This window comes from Hyperthermus butylicus DSM 5456, assembly GCF_000015145.1.
Lineage (GTDB): Archaea > Thermoproteota > Thermoprotei_A > Sulfolobales > Pyrodictiaceae > Hyperthermus > Hyperthermus butylicus.
In genome coordinates this window covers 1556389-1576444 of the sequence record NC_008818.1, presented here as the reverse complement: position 1 = coordinate 1576444, position 20056 = coordinate 1556389, and the positions used below count along the sequence as shown (strand labels likewise).

General features: G+C 53.1%; 24 protein-coding genes. 17 read left to right on the top strand and 7 right to left on the bottom strand.

The window, feature by feature from the left end; all coding sequences use genetic code 11:
• The first annotated feature begins 23 nt into the window (after positions 1-23).
• A complete protein-coding gene (locus tag HBUT_RS08200; RefSeq protein ID WP_011822705.1) occupies positions 24-1073 on the top strand; it encodes an NAD(P)-dependent glycerol-1-phosphate dehydrogenase in 1050 nt (349 codons plus the stop codon).
• Between the two features lie 35 nt (positions 1074-1108).
• Here the strand turns inward: HBUT_RS08200 and HBUT_RS08195 are convergent, their stop codons facing one another.
• Positions 1109-1852, bottom strand: a complete 744-nt coding sequence (locus tag HBUT_RS08195; protein WP_011822704.1) for an endonuclease V — start codon at positions 1850-1852, stop codon at positions 1109-1111.
• A gap of 22 nt (positions 1853-1874) precedes the next feature.
• Entirely contained in the window at positions 1875-2489 is a 615-nt protein-coding gene (psmB, locus tag HBUT_RS08190; RefSeq protein ID WP_011822703.1) for an archaeal proteasome endopeptidase complex subunit beta, read from the bottom strand.
• 196 nt (positions 2490-2685) lie between these two features.
• Between psmB and HBUT_RS08185 the strand changes: the two genes are divergently transcribed.
• Positions 2686-3270 carry a TFIIB-type zinc ribbon-containing protein gene (locus tag HBUT_RS08185; protein ID WP_228546813.1) on the top strand — a complete coding sequence of 195 codons (585 nt, stop codon included), beginning with the start codon at positions 2686-2688 and terminating at the stop codon, positions 3268-3270.
• Between the two features lie 58 nt (positions 3271-3328).
• The gene (locus HBUT_RS08180; RefSeq protein WP_194840479.1) at positions 3329-4432 is read left to right on the top strand and encodes an NOG1 family protein; all 1104 of its coding nucleotides are present in this window, start codon (positions 3329-3331) and stop codon (positions 4430-4432) included.
• Here HBUT_RS08180 and rtcA read toward each other — a convergent pair.
• Positions 4422-5501 carry an RNA 3'-terminal phosphate cyclase gene (rtcA, locus tag HBUT_RS08175; RefSeq protein ID WP_011822700.1) on the bottom strand — a complete coding sequence of 360 codons (1080 nt, stop codon included), beginning with the start codon at positions 5499-5501 and terminating at the stop codon, positions 4422-4424. The two genes, HBUT_RS08180 and rtcA, sit on opposite strands and share 11 nt — an antisense overlap.
• Positions 5502-5520: 19 nt before the next feature.
• Positions 5521-6042 carry a nicotinamide-nucleotide adenylyltransferase gene (locus HBUT_RS08170; protein ID WP_011822699.1) on the bottom strand — a complete coding sequence of 174 codons (522 nt, stop codon included), beginning with the start codon at positions 6040-6042 and terminating at the stop codon, positions 5521-5523.
• A gap of 87 nt (positions 6043-6129) precedes the next feature.
• Between HBUT_RS08170 and HBUT_RS08165 the strand changes: the two genes are divergently transcribed.
• The 6 genes from HBUT_RS08165 (at position 6130) to HBUT_RS08145 (ending at position 9821) form a co-directional block, all read left to right on the top strand.
• On the top strand, positions 6130-7152 hold the full coding sequence (locus HBUT_RS08165; RefSeq protein ID WP_011822698.1) for an RsmB/NOP family class I SAM-dependent RNA methyltransferase: 1023 nt from the start codon (positions 6130-6132) through the stop codon (positions 7150-7152).
• Positions 7125-7667, top strand: coding sequence for a PUA domain-containing protein (locus tag HBUT_RS09110; RefSeq protein ID WP_011822697.1), 543 nt, complete (start codon positions 7125-7127; stop codon positions 7665-7667). The genes HBUT_RS08165 and HBUT_RS09110 overlap by 28 nt, the downstream gene beginning before the upstream one ends.
• 6 nt (positions 7668-7673) lie before the next feature.
• On the top strand, positions 7674-8456 hold the full coding sequence (locus HBUT_RS09105) for an FKBP-type peptidyl-prolyl cis-trans isomerase (protein ID WP_011822696.1): 783 nt from the start codon (positions 7674-7676) through the stop codon (positions 8454-8456).
• 589 nt (positions 8457-9045) lie between these two features.
• The gene (locus HBUT_RS08150) at positions 9046-9441 is read left to right on the top strand and encodes a hypothetical protein (protein ID WP_011822695.1); all 396 of its coding nucleotides are present in this window, start codon (positions 9046-9048) and stop codon (positions 9439-9441) included.
• A complete protein-coding gene (locus tag HBUT_RS09655) occupies positions 9404-9577 on the top strand; it encodes a hypothetical protein (RefSeq protein ID WP_153801438.1) in 174 nt (57 codons plus the stop codon). Before HBUT_RS08150 ends, HBUT_RS09655 begins: the two co-directional genes overlap by 38 nt.
• A 28-nt stretch (positions 9578-9605) precedes the next feature.
• Positions 9606-9821 carry a DUF1641 domain-containing protein gene (locus HBUT_RS08145; RefSeq protein ID WP_052287779.1) on the top strand — a complete coding sequence of 72 codons (216 nt, stop codon included), beginning with the start codon at positions 9606-9608 and terminating at the stop codon, positions 9819-9821.
• A gap of 40 nt (positions 9822-9861) precedes the next feature.
• Here the strand turns inward: HBUT_RS08145 and HBUT_RS08140 are convergent, their stop codons facing one another.
• Positions 9862-10689, bottom strand: coding sequence for an SDR family NAD(P)-dependent oxidoreductase (locus HBUT_RS08140; RefSeq protein ID WP_420804938.1), 828 nt, complete (start codon positions 10687-10689; stop codon positions 9862-9864).
• A 69-nt stretch (positions 10690-10758) separates the two neighbouring features.
• On the opposite strand from HBUT_RS08140, the gene HBUT_RS08135 reads away from it, so the two are divergent.
• From HBUT_RS08135 to HBUT_RS08115, 5 genes are all read left to right on the top strand, one after another.
• Entirely contained in the window at positions 10759-11238 is a 480-nt protein-coding gene (locus HBUT_RS08135; protein ID WP_011822693.1) for a metal-dependent hydrolase, read from the top strand.
• Between the two features lie 35 nt (positions 11239-11273).
• Positions 11274-13085: an aldehyde ferredoxin oxidoreductase family protein gene (locus HBUT_RS08130; protein ID WP_011822692.1), complete on the top strand. Its 1812-nt coding sequence runs from the start codon at positions 11274-11276 to the stop codon at positions 13083-13085.
• Positions 13051-13404, top strand: coding sequence for a DUF4258 domain-containing protein (locus tag HBUT_RS08125; RefSeq protein WP_011822691.1), 354 nt, complete (start codon positions 13051-13053; stop codon positions 13402-13404). The genes HBUT_RS08130 and HBUT_RS08125 overlap by 35 nt, the downstream gene beginning before the upstream one ends.
• A 111-nt stretch (positions 13405-13515) precedes the next feature.
• On the top strand, positions 13516-13815 hold the full coding sequence (locus HBUT_RS08120) for a heavy metal-binding domain-containing protein (RefSeq protein WP_011822690.1): 300 nt from the start codon (positions 13516-13518) through the stop codon (positions 13813-13815).
• A 146-nt stretch (positions 13816-13961) separates the two neighbouring features.
• The gene (locus tag HBUT_RS08115) at positions 13962-15134 is read left to right on the top strand and encodes an RNA ligase (RefSeq protein ID WP_011822689.1); all 1173 of its coding nucleotides are present in this window, start codon (positions 13962-13964) and stop codon (positions 15132-15134) included.
• A gap of 154 nt (positions 15135-15288) precedes the next feature.
• Here the strand turns inward: HBUT_RS08115 and HBUT_RS08110 are convergent, their stop codons facing one another.
• Positions 15289-15915, bottom strand: a complete 627-nt coding sequence (locus HBUT_RS08110) for a hypothetical protein (RefSeq protein ID WP_011822688.1) — start codon at positions 15913-15915, stop codon at positions 15289-15291.
• A gap of 138 nt (positions 15916-16053) precedes the next feature.
• Here HBUT_RS08110 and HBUT_RS08105 point away from each other — a divergent pair, with 138 nt between their 5' ends.
• The 3 genes from HBUT_RS08105 to HBUT_RS08095 are packed head-to-tail and all read left to right on the top strand — an operon-like array spanning position 16054 to position 19337.
• Positions 16054-16770, top strand: coding sequence for an RNA ligase partner protein (locus tag HBUT_RS08105; RefSeq protein ID WP_011822687.1), 717 nt, complete (start codon positions 16054-16056; stop codon positions 16768-16770).
• Positions 16771-16824: 54 nt separating this feature from the next.
• Complete coding sequence (locus HBUT_RS08100; RefSeq protein WP_048061586.1) at positions 16825-18102, top strand: amino acid kinase family protein; 1278 nt, start codon at positions 16825-16827, stop codon at positions 18100-18102.
• 14 nt (positions 18103-18116) lie between these two features.
• Entirely contained in the window at positions 18117-19337 is a 1221-nt protein-coding gene (locus tag HBUT_RS08095; protein ID WP_011822685.1) for a tyrosine-type recombinase/integrase, read from the top strand.
• On the opposite strand, the gene HBUT_RS09920 is transcribed toward HBUT_RS08095, so the two are convergent.
• Positions 19334-20056, bottom strand: coding sequence for an ATP-binding cassette domain-containing protein (locus HBUT_RS09920; protein ID WP_228546742.1), 723 nt, complete (start codon positions 20054-20056; stop codon positions 19334-19336). The two genes, HBUT_RS08095 and HBUT_RS09920, sit on opposite strands and share 4 nt — an antisense overlap.

Sequence of the window (20056 nt, the reverse complement as noted above, 5' to 3'; positions counted from 1 at the left end):
CAGAGCTAGGTGCTGTGTAAGTTATGCTTCACCGCATAGAGCTTCCGCAGAAGATTGTTGTTGGTAGCGGTGCTATAGATGCACTCCGAGAGGTTCTCGAAGAGTTTGCAGGGAGGAACAGCTCTATAGCTGTTATTTCCGGCCCTAATGTATGGAGGTTGTACGGTGAACGTTTTAGGAGCATTGTTGAAGGATTTGTCGAATATAGCTTCTTTGAGGCGCGTAATGCCTCGGTAGAATATGCAGAGAAGCTGCTGGAGGATGTGAAGGCTTATTCACCTTCGCTTGTAGTTGGATTTGGTGGCGGTAAATCGATAGATCTTGCTAAGTATGTTGCTTATAGGCTCGGCGTTAGAATGATTAGTGTCCCAACTAGTCCATCACATGACGGTATTGCCTCACCATTCACCTCTCTTAAGGGCCTCGATAAGCCTCACTCGGTGAGAACTGTAACTCCTGCAGCTATTATTGCTGATATAGACATTATTGCTTCGGCTCCGATTCGGCTTATTAGAGCTGGTGCAGGCGACCTCATAGCTAAGCTCACAGCTATAAGGGATTGGAGGCTGGCACATAAGCTCAAGGGGGAGTATTATGGTGAGTATGCTGCTAAGCTTGCCCTCCTATCGGCCAAGCATGTGATAGAGTATGCTAGCCAGATTGGACGTGGTGTTAAGGAGGCTGTTAGAGTGCTTGTTGAGGGCCTTGTGAGTAGTGGTGTTGCAATGTGTATCGCAGGATCTACGAGGCCTGCTAGCGGTTCTGAGCACCTCTTTGCACATGCACTTGACTTGATTGCCCCCGGTAAAGCACTGCATGGTGAGGAGGTTGCGCTCGGCACTATTATGATGATGTACCTGCATGGTGGTGATTGGAGGCATGTTAGGAGGACCATTAGGAGGCTTGGACTGCCGGTTACAGCGAAGGAGCTGGGGCTAAGTGACGAGGTCATAGTAAAGGCGTTGACCATGGCGCATAGGATTAGGCCTGAACGATACACTATTCTCGGAGAATCTGGCCTCACGTGGGAAGCAGCTGAGAGGCTTGCACGAGTCACAGGTGTGATAGGCTGAGGAGTACACTGATTGCTTTTGCACATAGCTTATGCTTAGATGTAGTCTAGTAATGTGCGGTGTCTTTTCTTAAGGCTTCTCGGGCTTAGCTCGCCGCTGTCCAGCTGTCGTGCTATAGTCTTTGATATGCGGTCAGCATGATATGTGGGTGCGGGTAGTGGTGTCTTCCTAGCCTCTAGGAGTTCAAGTACTATAGTAGTAGCAGAGTCTAGGTCTGTGTAGGCTCCTGGGCTTACGTATAGGCGGCTCTTTTTGCTCCTTCCAGTCCTAACTATTGCTGCAAGCTTCTCTCCGGTATCTTCATCTACCACGTACCCGGCTATGCAGGGTGGTTTACAGTCCTCGCTTACTATCTGCTCGTGGCCGTAAAGCTTCTTTTTTGCAACACCTATGGAGGGCTTTGCTATAGCTATACCTATGTGTGATGCTATGCCAGCTCTGCGGGGGTGCGAGATGCCGTGGCCGTCAACAACTACTAGATCATAATTACTGTCCAGTAGGCGTAGCGCTGTGTAGAAGAGTGGGGCTTCTCGAAAGGCTAGTAGGCCGGGTATGTATTGCAGTGGTGGCTCTCCTAGTGCAACCGAGTATGTGAGTAGCTGGCCGTCGCGGGTTGTAAGGGCTGCTATTGCAACTCCACCGTACCGCTTGGAGTACGCGGCATCTAGGCCGACTATTCTTCTTATGCTTGCTGTATCCATGGGTTTTAGGCTTGAGACTATCCTCCTGGAGAGCCTCTTCTGTAGCTCTATGAGCTTTGCAACCGAGCTGTATGTCAAAAACAGCCGCCCCAGAGGCTGTCTAGATTGTTATGGACTCCTCTTCGGCCTTTATGCTGTCCTCCTCCCTGCGTATCACTAGCAGGTCTATCCCGTCGCCAGACATGGCGTCCCTCTCTATCGCTGCTCGTACAGCTGCTATTGCAAGCTTCTTGGCATCATCAACACTCATGTCCTTACTATATCCGTTTTCGAGTATACCTATAGCTATGGGTGCTCCGGAGCCTATGGCTGCGTAGTCGTCCTCAATAAGCGAGCCTAAGGGGTCCATTACGTAGAGCTTTGCTGTACCATCAGCTTCAAGGCCGCCAACTAGCGTCTCAGAGAGGAATGGATAGTACTTGTACGAGTAGAGTATTGTTGCTAGTAGTCTTGCAACAGCTCTTACCGATATCCTACGCCCTGTCACGATGTTGTAGTATTCTATTTCAGCGCGTAGTATCTTACTTATTGCTTGTAGGTCGGCGAAAAGGCCAGCGAGCGCAAGGCCTAGGTAATCTGTTATCTTGTAGACCTTTCGTGCCGTCTTGCTGATTATGAAGCCTCCATAGCTAACTCTCTTCTCGGCAGCTAGTACGACGTAGCCGGCGCCGCGTATTCCTACTGCAGTAGCACCCGTACCATACTCATAGCTCATCACTGCCACCATATCAGTCTGTGCTAGGGTATGGGTTATAACTATTATCTATAACTATGCGTGTTGCGGGTAGGGCCTCCTTCTTCCATCCTCCAACTCTAATAGTTTCGGCTGGGCCACAGCCATTGTGGATGCGGCATCCACTCCAATACAAGTATAAGGGGTGTAAAGCAGCAGTCATGGTGTGGCAATCTTGGTGTTGTATTATCCGCTGATTAGGCTCGAAAAATGTCCGTACTGTGGCTCGAGTAAGTTAATAGTCGAGAGTGCACGAGGCCAACTCGTATGTGCAGCTTGTGGAGCGGTTCTTGACGATCTCATAGTATCCTACGAGTCTCCAGGTCCACCCCTCATAGTAAGTCATGCTGGTAGCTTGCCTGTTGAGAAGAGGTACACGATTACTGAGGCTAACGTGGTACGTTATGAGTTTGCAGGCCTAAAGCTCTATGAGAAGCTAGCTAAGCTGCTTGGTAGCAGGAGTGTGGAGCGTGTTAGGGAGGCAGCAGCCGGTGATAGGCATGCACTTAGCGTTATAGCTAGCAATAAATGTCTAGAGGATGTCATGCGTAGCCTACCCGAACCCGAGCGTGGAGTTGTTGTCGAGCTTGCCCTCAGCTTTATGCGTGGCGAGTACCCCCTCCTATCGATAGTTGCTGAAAGGTATGGGGTGAGTAGGGCTCGGGTGCGTAGCCTTGCTAGGCGGGTTCGCAAGTGTATGGGTCAGCCATCGCTATCTGAGGCATTAGCCTCAATGAGTATAGCCGCTAGCCTAACTGGTTAAGAGGGTGTGGCTGCAGCTGCCCCTAGAGGGGAGTATGGAGGCTAGGGAGCTACCCTGGTTGGCTAGGCAGCTAGAGGCCCAGAAGATAGTTGAGACTGTGAGAAGGCTGCGTGAGGTGCACGTATACACAGCTGATGAGATAGTTAGGATAGTTGGCGAGAGATATCGACGAATTCGCCGGAGTAAGCCGGGGCTACCTGGCAAGATAGAGTTTGAGATCAAGAGGCTCGAAGTAGTATTCAACGTGGCTTACAGCAGGCTCCAGGCTGCAGCAAAGCTACCCACGACTAGGGAGATGAGTGAGTTTCACCGGGTACTCGTAGAGAGCTTTGTTGGCAGAGAGTACGACGAGGCGCTACGCAGAATACGTAGAGCACTAAAGCTGGTCAAGAACTTCTGGGCAGAGTACAGGCTCCTAATAGCCTCAGCAGAGTCTGCAGTTGAGGCGGCGAGACTACGTAAGGAGGGTAGCGGCAGAATACTATCAGTTGTTAGGAGGTTGCGGAAACACCTAGAACTGGTAGAAAGGGTGCGTAGAGAGCTTCTAAAAACACATGTCGTCGCCGAGGGTTTGCCTGTGGTAGTTGTTGCTGGAATACCTAGTGCAGGTAAGTCGACACTGGTGCGCAGGATATCAACAGCTGAACCCGAGATAGCATCATACCCCTTTACTACGAAGAGCATTATAGTTGGTAAGGCTCGCCACCAGGGCATGGTTTTCTACGTTGTTGATACGCCTGGAATCCTCGAGAGGCCTCTCGAGCTACACAACGAGATCGAGAGGAAGGCACTTGCGGCGCTCAAAACACTTCCAGACATAGTACTTGTTCTCCTTGATCCTTCACCCGAGAAGGTGCAAAGCCTTGAAAACCAAGAGAGGCTACTACGCAGTATATATGAGGGTATAGTGAAGCCCCGGGAGGCAGGTCTAATTATAGCCGTAAATAAGGTTGATGCGTCAGCTAGAGAGGAAGTGGAGAAAGCTATAGAGATGGCCTCATCGCTACTACGTGATGTAAACCAGTCCGTGCGGTGTGTCAACAAGCCGATACCGATATCTGCACTGCATGGGCAAGGTGTAGGCGAGCTGCTAGATGTGGTTATTGAGTGTTTGAAGCGTAAAACGCCTTGGCTCTTCCCTGGAGCAGAGCCTAGGAGCTAGGCTTGTAGCAGATACCCTTCACCCTCAGCTTAAACTTCTCATTCAGCTTGCCACCTTCAATAAACTCCATCTCAGCTCCCGGCACGAGCATCTTAACAACCTCGATGTTAGTCCAGGCGTGCATTGTCAGCCTTGCACCACCAAGTATTGATTCTCCACAAGCAAGCGCTGCATACGGTATCAGCATGTCGGAAGCATGGCGGTCAAGAGCGGTGCCCGTGGCGAGATCCTCTAGTAGTTTCTCGGCAGCCTCCCTACCAACAGCCTCTGCAGGCTTACCCTTAGCGCCGAGTGAGTCACTGCCAAGTACGCTGTGCTCAGCAACAGCCCAGACTACGACACCGCTTCCAGGCCCTAGGTGTGGGTCGCGGCTAGGCTCATACCATTCAAGATCAATGGATATGGGTACTCCTGGAAGTTTTGAGCGTAGTACAGCTTCTGCGCTCCTAGCCTGCCTCTCAGCAACATGGCGTGGAAGCCTGACAGCATGAGATAAGCCTTCAACACGCAGCACCTTGCCTCGTTCCTCGAGCTTTACAGGCTTCAACACGTGAGGGGGCTGTGTCACCCGTAGAACTACTCTACCACCACCCCTAGGATAGTGTCCCCTACGCTTAACAATGATCTCAAACTCGAAGCCGAACATTGCTAGTAGCTTTCTGAGTACAAACCGTACATAGTCGATTGGAGGACTCCACGGCACATCGGTACCACCTACAATTTCCACCTCAACCGGGCCTGGAGCAAACGCTGTAACCGGGAGGAGAGCTTGTAGGACAAGTGTAATGCTGCCAGCAGTGCCAATGTTGAAGTAAAACCTGCCGCTCCGGAGACCGCGAGGGATGAATACAAGCGTAGTAGATCCAAGCTCTAAGCCCTCAACCCTGGCAGATGCTAACTCTGCAACAGCCTTAACAGAGGTAAGATGCTGTCTCTGTAGCCCAGGCCTTGGCCTCTTAGCGCGAATATTGACTATCCTAACCGGTTTCCCGAGCAGTGCTGCCAGAGCCAGTGTTGTCCGTAGAATCTGGCCTCCACCCTCACCGATACTGCCATCAATAACTATCAAGGTCCAAGCCCTCCCTATGCTAGTCGTGTGATGCTATAGCCCTGAGCCTATCAACACCCTTAATCTCGTCTATAAATCTTGCAACCGAGGGTGGTACAAGGTTGCGCCACGAATTATCCCCTCTTAGCATGAGTTCGCGGATGTGTGTTGCACTATACTCGCTCCGGCTAAACGCTGGAGGCTCGAGCACCTTGTAACCGTATTCCTCGAAGAGCCTCACAACAAGCGGGTTCCTAGCAACAACAACGCTGAACCTAGGCACCATGAGTTCAACATAGCGTGGCCACACATGATTCATCTCTATATCAAGAATCGGTACTATGTAGACCTTGTCGGCACTTATGCCGGCATCCCGTAATCCAAGCCTAACCATTTCGATCCTTTCTCCAGCAGTAAATGGGTTCTTAACCGTGTGGCTCTCTTGTGCAGAGCCAATAGCTATTATAAGCTCGTCAACCCTCTCGAGAGCCCAGCGAATAACCTCGATGTGCCCCCAGTGTAGCGGCTGAAACCTGCCAACAAAGAGGCCGCGATAAACCATAGAACCCGCTCACCCGGATTCGCTGGACACGCTGCCAGACAGGCTAAGCATATTGCGGCTAGGCCTGGCAGCACGGAGAGGAAAGCCATGAATATAGCTGCAGCTCTGAGAGAACTCAAGGAGGCATTTCACCGGCTGGAGGAGAAGTACGGAGACCTAGCTCAAAGCCTAGTGGAGAAGTATCATAGTGTGCGTCTCCACAGAGACCAGGTGGTCAGATATCTAGAGCTGTTTGACACGGTCTCGGAGGTCGAGAGGCTCCTGTCAACAGGCGAGGACAAGGTAATGAAAACCATAAGGGTTAACACTCTGCTCGCAGATCCGGAAGAGGTGTCCGAGAGGCTGGAAGCAAAGGGATTTAGGCTGAGAAGACATCCATACATAGACTACGGTCTCGTAGTCCTCGAAGAACCAATACCCATTGGTGCAACCCACGAATACATGCTTGGCCTCTACACGGTTCAAGGGCCAGCATCGATGATGGTAGTCCCAGCGCTGGATCCTCCAGGGAAGGGTAGGATAGCTGACATGTGTGCCGGGGCAGGTGTAAAGACTACGCAGATAGCCCAGCATAGCCCACAAGCACACATTGTAGCACTAGATATAAACCGGAGAAAGCTCCTCGCACTCAAAAACAATGCTAGTAGGCTAGCAGTCTTCAACATAGTTGCGCTAAACATGGATGCTCGCCGTCTACCACAACTAGGACGCTTCGACGCAATACTACTCGACGCGCCTTGTAGCGGCGAGGGTCTATTAGCATTCCAACGGGGGCGTTGGCCGAGAAGCTTCAACGATATAGCCTCTAGGGTGGAACTCCAACTCCAACTCCTAAAAGCAGGTATAGAGGCACTAGCCGACAATGGCGTACTCGTATATGCAACCTGTAGCATATCGGTTGAGGAAAATGAATACGTCGTCACAAGGATCCTTGAGGAGTACAGCAGTCTGGATCTCGAGGAACCACCGATAAAGGCTGGGTTACCCGGTAAGCAGAGCTACGCTGGCCTAAAATTAGACAGACGTGTATCAAGGTGCCGCCGCTTCTACCCCCACATACACGGGACTGAGGGATTTACAATATGCAGGTTGGTGAAGAGAAAAAGCTAGGAATGTGCAGTAGTGAGATACGAGACCTACTTAGAGGGCTTGTAGAGTGTATTGTAGGAGTAGACGTCCTAAAGCACTACAGCCTCCTATGCAAACACAGCAGCGGTATTGTGGATGTCTACGCTCTCCTAGGCGAACTCTACAGGTACCTCGACAGCAGCGTCTCTGTGGAGCCATTCACAGCAGGCGTACATATAGCCAGGATTCGGAGGAGGAGGCTGATACCCCTACTCGGCCTAGCCCAGCTCCTACGGCGGGAAGCTGGGTGGTACAGGGCGGGATACGTGATTGTTACGGAGCATGCTGAAAAACTCTTCCTCTATGGCCGCGACGTGTTTCAGTCATCCATAGAGGCTATCGCAGAATACACAGGGAGCTGCAACAAGTACGACACCTACCTGGTACTAAACAAGCGTATGGAGCCACTGGGTTGGGGCAGGCTAGTCAAGTACAACAATAGGATATATATCCAAAACATAGTTGACGCTGGATGGTACCTAAGAAGCGGGGTGTAGCAGGCAGTGGCGCTACCCGATGGCGCATTCGTACTTGTAGAATACACGCTCCGCGTAAAGGAGACAGGTGAGGTAATAGACACGACGAGCGAAGAGGAGGCTAGGAAAGCAGGTGTCTACGATCCAAAGGAGAGGTATGGTCCACGCCTAGTAATCATAGGTGAGGGTAGACTCATACCGGGCCTGGAGAAGACGATAAAGGAGCTATCTCCCGGCGAGGAGAAGGAGGTCGAGATACCGCCCAGTGAGGCGTTTGGCGAGAGAAAGCCAGAAAACATAAAGATAATGCCTCGCAACGTTTTCATACGCAGTGGCGTAGTCCCCGAGCCAGGCAAGATAGTCGAGATAAACGGCATGCTAGCAGTCATAAGGAGCGTTACCGGCGGCAGAGTAGTCGTAGACTTCAACCACCCCCTCGCGGGCAAGACCATACTAGCACGGGTCAAGCTGATTAAGCTGATTGAGGATGTGGGCGAGAAGCTGCTCCACTTAGTACTCCGGAGGCTGCCACCAATAATAGGCGAGGAGGACGTAAAGGTGGACTATGACGCCAAAAAGAAGTATGCAAAGATAATGTTTAACGAGAAGATACTCCAGATAGCCGATATGCAGGCTGCAAAGAGACTTGTAGTGGGCGAGATTAGGAAGTACCTTGCAAACGCGGTAAGCGAGCTAGAATTCTCGGAGCACATAAGAATAGCTGGGGAAGGCGAGAAGAAGCAGACAGAAACCGAAGCTGGCAAAGCAGAGGATAAGAGCGGGGAACAAGCCAAAACCGAGGGCGGATGAGGAGGCATAAAGAGCCTACGGGGGCTGAACCCTCTTAGAGCTATGATGTAAGGCGGGGTTTGCCGATTGTTTCCCTCTTCCATCGGATTTTCTTGGCCATTATCTCGGCTTCTAGGAGTGAGGCTTTGGACCCAGCTACATAACCTTATATAGTTTAGCCCATTATGCTGAAGACGCATAGAAATATCGCCAATGAATTAAACACAATAATTTGTGGAGCGGCGCGAGAACCGGCAGCCTAGGTTCAAACGAGGTAGCTTAGTTAGCCAAGAAGATGGTTTACCTTGGTGGAGGCCCATGTTCGCTTGTTGCATTGCGGAGGATAAGTGTGTAGGCCCCAGCGTTCTGGCTGGATGTTGAAAAACATGCTCATAACAAGCAGCGAGTATCACTACTTCCCTTTCCTTGCATTTCTTTCCAGATGTATCGTTCGGAGAAGCGGAGCCCGATGACGTTAGGGCGCCGGTCAGAAACATTGCTGAACTGTATAGAGCTAAACTCGTGCTCGACAAGGTTGCAAAAGTTGACCCGGCCAATAGGATTGTTGAGACAGCTTATGCCAAGATATTTACTATGACTACCTCTTCATATGCTCGGTACAGGCTATGCATGGGATCGCTATCCGGGGTTACGTGAGGCAGGTTGCCACAATTTTACGCTTGAGGGCGCACTCGGACTTAGAAAGGCGCTTGCAGAGTTTAAGGGCGGCGACATAGTAGTGCTAGCCCCAGAGTTTCCAAATCACTGTCCAGGATACCAATTTGAGATCCCTAGCCGCGTAGTATTCCATGCTAGGGGGTGTGGTGTAAAGGCTAGAGTTAAGCTGGTACATGGCCTTCCAATGGAGGTTGCGATGGACAGCCTCTTTGGCGTTGCAAGAACTTGGTACAGAATCCACGAGGAGATGGGCGATATTGAGTACCACCTGGGCAAGCAGCTAGAGAGGGTTGACCCTAATACGAAGACCAATATACTTCAGGGATAGTGAAACGATGAAGTATGACCTGCTAATAGTTACATCACCAGTAGAACCGCCGGGGCCTCTGAAGGATAGCGAGTTCGTATGGACTAGGAATATGAGGTTCCTTGAGACAAGCCCTCACGGGCTTGAAGAATGTTGATCCGTGAAAGGCCAAGCCAGCAGTTGAGATGCTGACGGTTTGCCTCGTAAATGCGATCTCGCCAGAAGATATCGGGAAGGCCGAGCCGGTTAAGGGTGTGCCAAGCCTCCTAAGAGTTCTCAAGGACCCCTATGTCGCCAAGGGGCTAGGTATACTCCTACAGCTGGCTGGAAGCCTTGGTAGATGTGCTGAGAAGCAGAGAAGAAACAGTAGGCCTTTGAGGGCTAGCGGTGAAAAAGCCTAACATCGATCTTCCCTTTTCCTCTCCCGGGTACTCTCATCCTCTAGCATGTTAGCCTGCCAGCGTTTACCCCGAGAACCTGGCCTGTTATTGCTCGCGATGCCGGCGTTGCAAGGAAGTAAACAGCCTCAGCTACATCCTCCGGTTGTATTATCATGCGGAGTGGATGTAGCTCCTCAATCCTTTTGCGCTTCTCGGGCGTATCTATGAAGCTGCGCACCATGTCGGTTTCAACAAAGCTTGGCGCGACAGCGTTCACTCTTATGCCGTAGGGTGCTAGTTCCACTGCCAGCCTCCGCGTGAGCCCTATAACACCAGCCTTTGAAGCAGCATATGCCGCTGAGGCTACTATGTTGCCGGTCTGCCCTGCTATGCTTGCGAGGTTCACTATGCTTGCCCATGGAGCTCGGCGCAACATTGGTAGGAAGGTCTTGGTTACTATGAACACACCGGTGAGGTTTACCTTGATAACTCTCTCCCAGTCCTCCAGGCTTGTCTCCTCAATGCCTCCAACGTGTAGTATACCAGCATTGTTTATGAGCACGTTTAGGTGTGGCCACCTGGACTCGAGTACACGATATGCCTCCTGGACGCTTTCCGGGCTAGTGACATCCATCTTTAGTACTACGACGTCAGCTGCACCTAGTCGACGTGCCCTCTCAGCAGTCTCTAGTGCTTTCTGTTGGTCAGACTTGTAGGTTATAGCGACTGCATAGCCCTCGGAGGCGAAGCGTAGAGCTATAGCCCTTCCTATGCCCCTGCTAGACCCGGTTACCAGGACATAGCCTGTAGGCTCCTCCTCTCTAACTTCTAGACGTGTTGCAGACCTAGCCTCTTCCAGCTGTTGGGGTGCGAGAGCCAAGCACAGCACCAGGGTTCTAGCGAAGTTGGCGAGCATTTAAGGGGGTTAACATTAGTTTTTCTGCGGGGTTTAGCGGGTGTGCAGAAGCAGACCCATGTAGCGTTTAGCCTTGCTCTTGCCTCGACAGCTGCAGTCTTGCTCAGCTACACTGTCTACGAGTATGTGGTGGCTATCGTGGCGGCCATAGTCTCCTCCGTACTCCCAGATTTGGATTTGTACTTCCGCCACAGGATGGCACTGCATAATGTTAATGTCTTCCTAGTGCTCGCCCTAACGGCATATACTATTCTTAGCCCGTTTGGGCATACTGAGCCAGTGATTGTCGGGCTAGCTGCGGGCTACCTGGGCCACATCCTACTAGACATGTTCACGGTTAGGGGTGTAGCCTTCATGTACCCGCTCACCTCTAGAAGGCTGCGTTTAGCCAGGCTAAGGTCGAGCAGCACGGTCGCAAACACAGCTATAACCGTAGCATCGCTGTTGATATTTGCCTACAGCTCGTTAAGCATTGCGGTAAGGCTGGTTACAATGCTAGAAACACTACTTCCGACACCCTAGGTGCTATAGGACGCTATAAATGGAGGGGTAGCGGGATGAGGGCTCGTAGCTTGTATGGCTGGACTGGGAGGCTAGCCCGGGTAGACCTTTCACGTGGAACCTGCCATGTGGAGCAACTGAACAGTCGTCTCCTCGAGACGTATATTGGGGGCCGCGGCCTTGCGGCAAGGCTCTTTCTTGACTATGCTCCAGGTACAGGAGATCCGCTATCTCCAGGTAATGTTGTCGTAGCTGCTGTCGGTCCAGTCACTGGGACAGCTATACCTATGAATAGCCGTGTACATTTCGTGTTTAAGAGTCCCCTTACTGGTGGCTACGGCGAATCAAGTATGGGAGGTTCATGGCCCTCCTTCTTCAAGTGGGCAGGCTACGATGCCCTCGTAATTCTGGGTGCGTCCGAGAAGCCAGCGTACATAGTCCTAGAGCGTGAGGGCTGTAGGGTGGAGGATGCAAGCCAGCTATGGGGCCTCGACGCCTACGATGCTGAAGAAGAGCTGGTAAAGATGTATGGGGTTTCTACGGCGCGGGCAATAGTTATCGGTCCAGCGGGCGAGAACCTCGTACGCTACGCTGTAGTAACTCACGGCTCGCCTAGGCTCGGTATAGGCAGAGGCGGCCAGGCTGGCAGGACTGGCCTCGGAGCAGTATTTGGTTCGAAGAAGCTAAAGGCAGTAATTGCCATAGCTGAGGAGAAGAGTGTTCCCGTGGCGGATGAGGAGGGGGTTAAGGATCTAGCTAGGAGCCTTGTCAAGAAGCTCTCTGAGAAGGGAATAGTACTCAGAAGATATGGTACCATGGCAATGCTTGACATTGGTAATGCATTGGGTTTCCTCCCAACAGGGTACTGGACGCGAACACGCTTCGAGGGTCTGACAGCCGAGAAAATTAATAGCGAAGTGGTGAGGGGAAGGCTGGCTTGCATCTCGTGCCCCATAGCCTGTGGTAGGGATGCCAGGTACAGGCTTAACGGTAGGAGTGGTAGGGTTGAGGGGCTAGAGTACGAGACAACATACGCTCTAGGCTCCCTCCTAGAGCTAGATGAACCAAATGCGATAGCCTATCTAAACGACCTTGCTGACAAGCTTGGTATTGATACGATAAGCTTGGGCAATGTGCTCGGTCTAGCCCTTGCAGCTAGAGAGAAACTAGGCCTAGACATACCTAGTGGAAAACCTGATGTAGAGGTGCTTGCCAAGCTTGTAGAGGACATAGCGTACCGGCGCGGTGTGGGCAAAATACTCGCTGAGGGTGTGAAGGCTATAGCAGAGAAGCTTGGCCTCGAAGAGCTAGCAGTTCATGTAAGGGGGCTAGAGCCGCCAGGCTATGATCCCAGGGGCCTCTGGGGGATGTACATAGCATACGCTACTTCGCCTCGTGGAGCCTGCCACCTACGCCACATGGCATACATTATCGATATACGCGGTCTAGCAGGCGATTCGAGGAGTCTCAGCAAGGAGAAGATAATGGCTATAGTCGAGTGGGAGGACAGAATGAGCCTCTTTGACAGCATAACGATGTGTAAGTTCTCCAGGGACGTTGTACACTTTGAAGAGGCCTCCCAAGCACTGGCAGTCGTAACAGGCCTAGACTACAATGTTAAACTAGTCAGGGAAAAGGCAAGGCTCATAACACTATTGGCCCACTACATTGAGCGCAATGTCTTTGGCAGAGCGGCCAGCTACGATAGGATACCGGCCCGCCTCCTAGAACAGTCAGCCGATGGCAAAGCCCCGGCTCCGCGCCAGCTTGTAGAGGAGATGCTCGCCGAATACTATAGGGCTAGGGGCCTTGATGCCGAGGGAAGGGTGAAGCTTGAAGAGCTACGCCGCCTCGGGGCAGACATCTAGCTGCACCGGGTATAGCCTATCTGCGAAGCTGTATAGGCTGGTATTCACAGCCCACGCTAGAAAGAGGATGGCAGAACGTGGCATAAGTACTAGGGAAGTCGTTGAAGCCCTGGAGGCGCCGGTGCAGCTGGTCTACGACCGTTTGCGCGACGTACATCTAGCACTTGGACATAACGATGTAGCAGTAGTATATGCCGTAAGGGGGCTCATCGTCGAGATAGTAACTGTTATGCGTAGAAAAAGATTACGAGGCACTGCTGGGCAGGCTAGGCCCGCGACGATACCGAGTACTCTGTTAGATCGAGTGCGCCACGGCTAAGTGGCCTGGTGGCAGCGGTGTGGTCGAACCGAAAACAATTATAGCATGTCATTAACAGTAATACCTACGGGTTTACAGTCTACAGCAAAGGGTAACCGAGGTGGTGCGGGAATGGTGCGCGCCATAATATTAACCGTTGACGCTCCGCCAAAGGGCTATCGGGTTAAGGAGATCAAGGGACTTGTCTATGCTTCGAGGCCGGTCAGCCTGACAGTAGCAGGTCTAGAGGCAGAGCTATCGGCTATTATAGAAAGGCTTAGAAGCGAGGCCGAGCGAAAGGGCGCAAATGCTGTACTCGGCACACGCATTGAAGTGCAGCGTGTAGCAGGTGTGGGAGGTGAATGGGTGCTCCTACTCAGCTACGGCACAGCAGTAGTCCTAGAGAAAGAAGAGGCACAAGCGGGTACTTAGTGCCAGTAGCGCTCATTGTTTTTAGCAAGAGCAGCGAGCTATCGACCCGTAATGGTAGACTCCCAATCCTTCGGCTTCCACGCAGTTGTTAACGCCGACATCCGTGGGTTTAAACACAATTCTAGATCGCCAGAGGTGATTTGGAGTTGACTTGGATCAAGAACCCAGAGCCGTGGATGGTTAATCTTGTGGCTGAGAAGCTAGGGCTTGACGTGGAGAGGGTTGAGACGCTTGCGAGGCATGGTACCATCAGGTTTAGGGGCTATAGGGATGTCGTATACGCGCTGCTTCGGCGAGAGATTGCAGGCCACCCAGAAGGTACGGTAGTGCTTCTTGAGCGTAATGGTGCTAGGCTGGTGCCTGGCTATCCGCCGATTCAGAGAATGGTTCTCCCAACAATTGCCCTGCCAAGACACTTCATCGATAAAGTTGTTGTTGAGGAGAAGATGAACGGGTATAATGTGAGGCTCGTAATGTTCCACAGAAAGCTCCTAGCTGTAACGCGGGGCGGCTTCATATGCCCCTACACTACGGCGAGGCTCGAGAGACTAATCGGTGGCAGGGTTAGGGAGCTGTTCCGCGAGATAGACCCTGAAACCTACACTATTGCCGGCGAGGTTGTAGGCCTCGAAAACCCCTACACGAGGTACTTCTACCCGGAGGCTCCACGCTTCGACTACTTCGTCTTCGACCTATTTCATGAGTTGAAGCCGTTGCCGCCGCTTGAGCGTAACGAGCTGCTGGAAAAGTACGGGTTAAAGCATGTTCGGCTCCTCGGAGTAATAGACAAGAATGATGTTGAGATGTTTAAGCAGATAGTTGCAGAACTCGATAGGGAGGGGCGTGAGGGCGTAGTCGCTAAGGATCCCGAGTACAGGGTGCCACCGCTAAAATACACCACCTCGGCGGTAAACATAGGCGATGTAAGGTATGGGATGAGATTCTTCATGGAGGAGGGTCGCTCCTTCCTCTTCTCGAGGCTGCTAAGAGAACTCTTTAGAGCCTATGAGGAGGGGTTTGGCGATGCCCAGCTCGAGAAGCTTGCTCTAGAGTTTGGCAGAGCAGCCACAGAGCCAGCGCTGGAGTCTATAAGGAAGGTTGCAATGGGTGATATGCTCTATGAGGAGTTCGAACTGGTATTCGCCGATGAGGTTGAGCTAGAAGAGTTTACAAGCTACATGGCCGAGCTTGGTGTTGATATAGTTGTGGTTTCAACGTCTAGGGAGGATGAGGGCCTCCGGGCCAGGATGAGGAAGATAAAGGATACGTGGATACAACTGCGCAAAGTGCTAGATACTGGTCTGTCGCCGGTAGACTAGCCCACAGATGTCTCCTTAATTTCTCTCAGCCTTTCCCCTGGGCGGCGCCTTGGGCTCTCTGCAGCTGGTTGAGATGTAGGAGAGGAGGATGTAGGTGGCCGTAATGGCGAGTAGTGCGAGGCTAGCCCGTACGACGTACATGTATAGGTGGGGGTTAGCTAGGCCGTAAAGGTATGCTATTAATGCTAGGAGTACTAGTATTTGCTTCATCTTGCATTTGTCCGTCATGCTGTACCCCGCAGCTATCGAGTAGGCGGCAAGCCCTACTATAGAGTGGTGCTAGTAACACGCCAGCTAGTCCGAGGCTTGCAAGCAGGGCGGCAGCGATAGCTGCGACACTCGGATAGCTTGCCATGTTATCTGCGTTGCAGGCCTCTCTGAAGGCAGCTATGCTTCTCCATAGAAGGTAGTATGATGTGACGAGAATGTATATGCCGGCTATCCCGGCTGATGCAGTTACGAGGGGCCACATAGCTCCTACCTGCTCGAAGCCAGCTGCAGAGTGGAGGAGCAATGCGTAGCTTGTGAGGACCCTCGGCTCAACACAGGCTTGCTGCTCCAGGTTCTGTCGTAGCAGCTCGGCAGCCCTATACACTGTGGCTGCGAGCCTCCTAGCAAGAAGATATGTGGCTATCCCGCTAGCTAGGCTTGCCGCGACGAGATAGGTTACAACGAGATCTAGGATGGCCAAGTCACTGGCTATGAGGAGGAATAGTATGAGGATTGATAAGAAGCTCGTTACAGCTATGAGCGCTACGGGGAGCCGGCATTTCTCAGCCAAGCTAGCCCCTATGCAGTGTAGGCCCCAGAGCTGATTAGTATAAAACCCTTCGCATGTAGCGACGTAGACACAGTTAGAGTAGGCTAGGCTACAAGGCATACAGCAGGGAGGCGAGGATGCGGGCTAGAGGTGACAGCCATGGCTGAGGCTAGGCTGCAGCGGCTGCTGAGGGTCTATGTGCTGGATACGAGCGCGCTAACCGATACAAGGCTGAGAAGCCTCCTCGGGAGTGGAAGCTTGGACGAAGCTGTGAGAAGGTTTGCTGAGCTCATAGCGTCGGTAAGGATAGCCTATGGCGTGGAGGTATACATGCCGCCAACGGTGTACGAGGAGGCTCGCCGTTTCCTCCTCTCCAATGGAGTCACAGTACAGTCATTCGAGGCCCTAGCTGCATGGATAACCATTAAGCCCCCAACGAGGCATGAAATAAGGATACCAGCAAGCATAGTGAGGGACTACGTGGAGGAGGTTCGTGCTAGGCTGGCAAGGGGGCTTCGTGTAGCAGAGGAGCACGTGCGTAGAGCCTTCGAAGCCGGTGGCCTCTATGCGGCAGAGACGGCGAGTAGGGAGGCTAGGAGAGAGAAGCTTGGCGCGATAATTCGGGGGCTACGGGAGCGCTACCGCGAGGCAACAAGGCATGGTATGCTGGACAGTGTTGAGGATCTAGACGCTGTGCTCCTAGCACTGGAGGTTAGGGGAGTCCTTGTGAGCAATGACGAGGGTGTGAGGAGGTTTGCGGAGGCTCTGGGCGTAATATCAATAGATCCACCTAAGTTCATAAGCGTGTTGCAAGGTTTGCTACGCCACTCCAAGACGGGAGGGGTGGCGAGGGAGGAGGCACATAGCACCTCTTGACCCCCTCCCAGCCTTCTACCCTATCCGGGGCCGGCCTGGTTGCATGGTGAGCCGTTGGTAGTTGTTGTGACGCCCTCGGTTCTCCGGGACTCTTCACGACTCATATCGCTAGTAAACACTGTTGAAGGTCTTATGGATAAGTATAGCCTGGTGCTGGTAGCCGGTCCGGCGTACAATGTTGAGGAGGAGTTGTGGAGGTTTACTATTTCACCTCACCGTTACAGCTGGGAGCGCATAGTCAAAACAGTCATGTCGAGGTATGCCTCGATGGCTCGTGGCGCTGTTACTAGTGAGAGGGAGCTAGAGATACTCCGCGGCGAGTACTCTCGTCTCTCCGACGACATGGCCCGTATCGCCTGGACCATGGCTGTTGCCGGCGAGTCCTGGGAGCAAGCAGCAGCCCTACTCCTCTCCTACGGGTCAAAACTCTCAGCAGCCCTTACAGCGGCAGCACTGCGAAGCAGGGGTATCGAGGCTGTATGGCTTAGCGGCAGGGAAGCCGGAATAATCGCTGTAGGTAAGCCCCTCAACGCAGATCCGGACTACGCGGCTTCGAGTGCGTCCGTGAAGGCAAAGATAAGCATACTACTCGAGCATGGTGTCGTGCCCGTCGTAGCTGGTGGCGTGGCTGGAAGCTCCACGGGCCGGATAATGATGCTTGGCTGGGCGGGAGAGGTGCTCACCGGCCTAGTGCTCGGCAACTTGCTGGGAGCGAGAGAGGTTAGAGTGTTGAGAGAGCCACCCGGCATATACCCGGTTGAGCCTCCCCAGCCTGGTGCCGAGCCTCTTAGAGCGATAGGTGTGGGCCAGGCAGTCCTCCTGGCTAGACTTGGCTTACTAAGGCTCACGCCTAAGGCTGGCAGAAACATGGTTATGGAGGTTAAACTCGTATACATGGGCTTTACGGGTCAAGCTACGCATGTCACGCCTGTGGGTGGCGGGGGAGCAGTAGGCATAGTACCGGCTATTATTGGGCGGCCGGCGCCTAGCGGCGAAGAGTACTGCGAGATAGCGAGGGTCGAGGTGCTAGGCGGGAAGACTGTTGTGGTACAGGAGCTAGGCTCGCGGCCGTTCTGCTCCTCCAAAACCAGAGTGGTAGAGGCTGCCAGGGCGACCTTGCTCCTCCTAGCCGGTGTCAAAGCCAGCCCCGAGCAGCTCGGGCTTAAGGCTACAGCAGCACTACCAGCAAGCGATGATTCATACTTGGTTGTTGTAGAAGAGCAAAATATTGAGGACATAGCCTTGGGAATCCATGCTAGGCTCCGGGAGGGTAACACCCCGCTATACACGGAGCCGCAGCCCCAAGCCCCAGCAAGGGCCTGGAATACCTAGGATAGGGACGCTGCTTGACGAAATTCGACCTGCCACCGCCGCCGCCCGGAATAGAATCGAAGAGCAACGAGGAGATAGTTGAGGCTTTCCTTGCAGCCCTAGCCGCAGCTGGTGCAAGCCCAAAGACTGTGAAGGCCTACCGTGCAGCACTACGCGACTTCCTAGACTTCATAGGCGACAAACACATCTTCCAGATAGACAGCAGCGATGTCTCCGCATGGATATACGAGAGGCTCTCCAAGGGTGTGCGAAGGCCAAGGAGCAGCGGCAATAATCTCCTCGACGCCCGCAGCCGCCAGGCAACAATGCACTACTACACATTGTTCCTCCGGGGCTTCCTAGCATGGCTAGGCCTAGATGTAAAGGTGCCGGTGGTAAAGAAGCCCCGCGGCGCACGCGTCGAAGCCCTGAGTAGGGAGGAGGTTGAGAAGCTACTCGCGGCAGCCCGGGACCCCCTAGACCTCCTCATAGTCGCGCTTCTCTTTGAGACAGGGCTACGAGCCCAGGAAGCTGTAGAACTCAGGCTCGGCGATATAGACTTCCAGCGCCGCGAGATAAGAGTAAGAGGCGCCAAGTACGGGGAGGAGAGGATAGTCCTCTATGGCCCGTTGACTGAGTATGCGATGCAGATCTGGCTCCAGCTGCATCCAGACATGAAGCCAGACGATAAGCTGCTTGGGATAAGCTATAGTGGGCTCTATAAGAGGCTAAAGACGCTGGCGAAGCGGGCAGGTCTCGATCCGAGAAAGGTTAGGCCCCACGTGCTACGCCATACATTCGCAACAGAGGCTCTACGTAGGGGTCTACCACTGCCTGCGGTGCAGAGGCTCCTCGGCCATAAGGACATCAAGGTTACCCAGGTGTACCTACACCTCGTAAACGAGGATATACGCCGCCTATACCAGCAAGCGTTCTCTCAGCCCATGGCACCACCGGCAGCCCAGCCGTACCTGCAGCAGGCCGTGGTTCCGCCAGTCCAGCCGCCGCAGCTCCCCATGGCGCAACAGTTGCCAGCCCAGCAGGCCCAACCAATGCTGCAGCCAGCACCATACCCCGTCATGGCGTCTCCTCAGCCGCCTATCCAGCAGATCCAAACACCCTACATGCAGCTAGCGGCACAGCGACCCCTTACTCAGCAGTCAGTCTCCATGTACGCTGGATGGCAGCAGTCTCAGCCGTTAGCCAGCCAGGCAGCTCCATCCATGACTAGGAAAGAGGCGGGTGTTGAGGCCTAGCCAAGGCCTAGCTCCTCCTTGGAGACCACCGTGGCAGAGCCGTAGCCCACTAGTATGATCTTGTCTGGCGCTAGTGCTTCGAGCACCTCGGGACGGTTAGTCGAGGCTATAGCGGTTATACCCGCTGCCCTTGCAAGCTTGCCGAGTTTCCTTGCAACCCTCTGCGCTGTGAGTCGGTCCAGGTGGGCGGTAAACTCGTCTATTATCAGCAGGTTTGGCTTCTCGGCTAGGAGGCTGGCAAGCTTGGCTCTCTCCTTCTGCCCAGTAGATAGCTCGCTAAATCTTGCCCTGTAGAATATCGCGTCGCTGAGGCCTACAGCGTTGAGTATCTCCACGCTCACAGCAGGGTCGCCAGTCTTTCTCGAAACGTGCTCCAGCAAGGTCTCATCGCCAAACTCGGGCTCAATCTCTCCCGGCAATAATGCGGCAAGTCTAACGTTGCTTGGCAACTCGACCCTGCCACTTGTTGTCCTGTAGTTTTCATTGTCAATGCCGAGTGCTGCTCCGATAACCATCCTCAGAAGGGTTGTCTTGCCGGCACCGCTAGCGCCGACGACGGCCACAACCTCCCCTGGCTTGACCTCTATGTTTACGTCCCTGAGTACGTATCTCTCTACTAGCCTCCTCTCAGCGCCGAAAGCCTTGAGCACGTCTTGGAGATCTGGCGGGAGCCTAGAGACGTCTAGTTGGCTCCTATACATCTTCGTGAGGTTTACCAA